The organism is Bacillus sp. CGMCC 1.60114 (assembly GCF_042676365.1).
GTDB lineage: Bacteria > Bacillota > Bacilli > Bacillales > Bacillaceae_G > Bacillus_A > Bacillus_A rhizoplanae_A.
The window spans coordinates 1-3,256 of sequence record NZ_JBHTHG010000031.1 but is presented as its reverse complement, the minus strand read 5'-3'; the positions used below and the strand labels follow the sequence as shown (position 1 = coordinate 3,256).

Here is a 3,256-nt window from a genome sequence, read left to right as displayed (position 1 = left end):
CATGCCCATCAACTTAAGAACAGAAACAAAATGAACCTTCATTCAAATACACTAAAAAACTCTTAGAGCACTTTTTACCTTTAAAAATGAGCATATCAAATAAACCTAGATAAGTATCTTTTTTAAAATTATGCAGCTTTCTTTTGTTTTTTTAATTCATTATACTCATAGACAACACCCAAAATATCAAAGACAGTTTTTTTCTCATATCTGTGAGATTTCCGTCCATTTTTCTGTAGAAGGTGGAACAGACTGATAAGAACCTTTGCTATTTCTTGAGTGTTTTGCTGCATGGTTTGATATAAAATGTGTAAATGATCTTGAATCATTCCAATTGCTTTATATTCACTTAATTCCTGTTTCTTCTTTTGTAAAATTAATTGTCGCATCTTAAACATAATAGAAGAACATAAAAAAATGGAAATAAGTTTTCCATAAACATGGCATTCTAATCGCTCTTGTTTAATATTTTGCCAATGATGAATTTGAAATAGGGATTTCCAAGTTTTAAAGATGATTTCAATTTGCCAGCGGAGAGAATAAAAATCATGGATTTGTTCCATCGGAACAATCTCCCAGGGGATATTGGTAACATATAGGTTCATTCCAGTTAATCGTTTGCTCTTTTCCGAATATGTAATGCCCTTTTTACTTTCCGTATACACTTGTTTTTTCATACGCTCATGAAGTTGTTTTTCTGTTAATCGATACATAATCACCCGAGTGAATAGTTTTTTATCCTTTCCAATATAAGCTTCTTTTATTTCATAGACCTGCCCTGGTTTTAAGGTATCCATAATGTGTTCTAAATCAACTTTGATGTACTGAGACTGTTTTTTTATTGTCCCATTTCGAAAGTATTCAGGAAATTCATTTTTGATATACACCATATTATTTAATTTGAGCCGTGATATATAATACACGCCACGTTGGTCCATTTGATCTAAATCATCTAGTGAATAATAGCCTAAATCCCGAATACATAGATCACCAGGGCGTAATGTCGATAAACACTCTGTTCCAAAGGTTTTATCATTATTTTTCCCAGGTTCAATTTGAACATTTAAAAACTGACCACTATGTAAATCATATTCTAATTGAATTTTTATACCAGCTGTTTGTGCACAACCACCTGACCCAGGGTACACACTAGCTAAATGTTTTGGCACTTGGAAAATCGTTGCATCTAAAATACGAATTCGTTGAAAATAAGCGATTGAAGAGCTTGGAATCACTGATGTTTCACAAATTTTACTTTTTAGCAATGTAGAGAAAATGTGTTTTAAAAAGCAAACAGCTTTTTTATTGAAACGCTTATTGAGTCCTTCTGGACTCATGAGTGTTCCTGTAACAGCATGAAGTTGACTACACAGTCTCACTAAAGAATCACTCGCTACTCGTTGACTAATCCAAACACATATAGTAGCTAAATCGTGCCCTGAAAATTTACGTTTCCGTTGTACAAAACCTAGTTCTCTAGCAAGATTTTCCAAAAATGAAGGAGTGAGATGTTCATATAATTCTTCAGCAAATAATTGTAGTTCACTCTGAATCGAAAGATTCATAAAAAACGCCATCCTTTCTGTATATTTCTACAAAAAGAATAACGTTTTTTTGTATTTAATGGTATTAAAATCTCTTAAGTTAAGGGGCATGTATGGTGACCCCTATTTCTTAAATTATGTTGCATAAAAAAGTGGGCTATTTTGAATAAATGGTGTTGCATTAGCGTCTGATTTTAGAAACATCAAGAATTTTCGTTTAGGCTTAGAATCTTTTGGATAATTTCATTTCTTTCAGTACTTGTAAAAGTCTTTAGTTTTGGAGCTGAAGGGAGGTTGAAATTTACATGAGAATGAGATAGTTCAAAAAGAAAAGTACCAATTAATTGTTTATTTTGGTTTTCAATGACAATCCAAAAGATACGCTTTTCATGATCAGGCGTTCCCCATTTTGCTTTTTCAATAGAATTTCTAAAATTTAAGCACCCAGCAATAATAAAGTCATCTTCTTTTGTTTTTTCAGCAGACTGAAAACCAGCATCCTCAAGCTCTTTCCATGCTGGGGGAAGTAGTTTATCTAAGTACATACCATACGTAGCATCTTCATACTCAGGAAATAATTTTTGGAGTTCCTCAATGGTATTTGCAAGAACTTCTTCCCAATGGTCCTTTAGATAACCAGATACTTTTTGTCCTAACTCTTCAATTGACATTTCGGGTTGAATGTTTAATTTTGACATTTAGATCCCTCCATCATTTTTTATTACTTACTCCTTAATCTTATAACATTAAAGCCAATTATAAAGTTTTCAATTGTATATACTTATTTTAGAGGGGATAAAATGATAAACTTTATAATAAATTTAATGTTGATAGGGATGAAAAAGAATGAAGAATAATATAAGGCCTATTGATATTGCGAAAAGGCTAAATTTAAGTACTAGCACTTTAAGAAGTTACGAAACAAGGGGGATTATCCCAACCACAGAAAGGTTGGGGACAGGATATCGAATCTATACGGAGGAACATTTAGCATATTTTGAATGTATAGTAGCCATGTCACCTGGATTTGGAATGGAGATAACAACAGCTGTATTAAAAAAACTGCAACAAAAAAATCTGAATTCTGCACTCTGGATAATCAACGAGATACAAGCAGTCACCTATCAAGAAAAAGAGTTAGCTACTAGAATAATAAAAGACCTAAACAATATCATTGATTCTCAATCGATAGCAAATAACCTAATGACGATTGGAGAGGTAGCAAATAAAGCGAAAATTTCTACTTCTACTATACGATATTGGGAAAAAGAGAGATATGTTAATTCAAAGAGAGGTGAAAATAATTATCGCTACTTTAATTCATATCAGTTTATTAAAATTTTGTTAATGAAGCTTACACAAAAAGCTGTGTATTCACACGAAATTGTTCAATTAAAAAAATCTATTAGAAATTTGGAGGAATACAATATTGAAGGGGCAAAAAGCATTGTCGAGGAGTGCCAACAACATTTAAATAAACGTAATCAAGAACAGTTACATGGACTATACTTTTTGTATCGATTATGTGCAAAGTTAGGATTAAAATAACTAAGAAAATATTAATATGGGGTACCTCCACATCACCATCAAGCTAATATTTTCATATCCCCCCTAAATTAAAATTTTCTTTCTCTACAGATAGTTATTCTGAGAAGCCGCTCATTTTTTCGTTTTGGGGGCATTTCTTTTTCTTAAGTTGATGGGCATGGGGT

The 3,256-nt window shown here is 32.1% G+C and carries 3 protein-coding genes; 1 reads left to right on the top strand and 2 read right to left on the bottom strand.

Going from position 1 to position 3,256, the window contains the following annotated elements; translation table 11 throughout:
- Positions 1–128 precede the first annotated feature (128 nt).
- Positions 129–1,565 (bottom strand): IS4 family transposase, encoded by a 1,437-nt coding sequence (locus ACFQZ1_RS09650; protein ID WP_377881887.1) that lies wholly within the window; start codon positions 1,563–1,565, stop codon positions 129–131.
- 182 nt (positions 1,566–1,747) lie between these two features.
- A complete protein-coding gene (locus ACFQZ1_RS09645; protein ID WP_377881885.1) occupies positions 1,748–2,242 on the bottom strand; it encodes a DUF6022 family protein in 495 nt (164 codons plus the stop codon).
- A gap of 148 nt (positions 2,243–2,390) precedes the next feature.
- Here ACFQZ1_RS09645 and ACFQZ1_RS09640 point away from each other — a divergent pair, with 148 nt between their 5' ends.
- Complete coding sequence (locus ACFQZ1_RS09640) at positions 2,391–3,092, top strand: MerR family transcriptional regulator (protein WP_377881883.1); 702 nt, start codon at positions 2,391–2,393, stop codon at positions 3,090–3,092.
- The last annotated feature ends 164 nt before the right edge of the window (positions 3,093–3,256 follow it).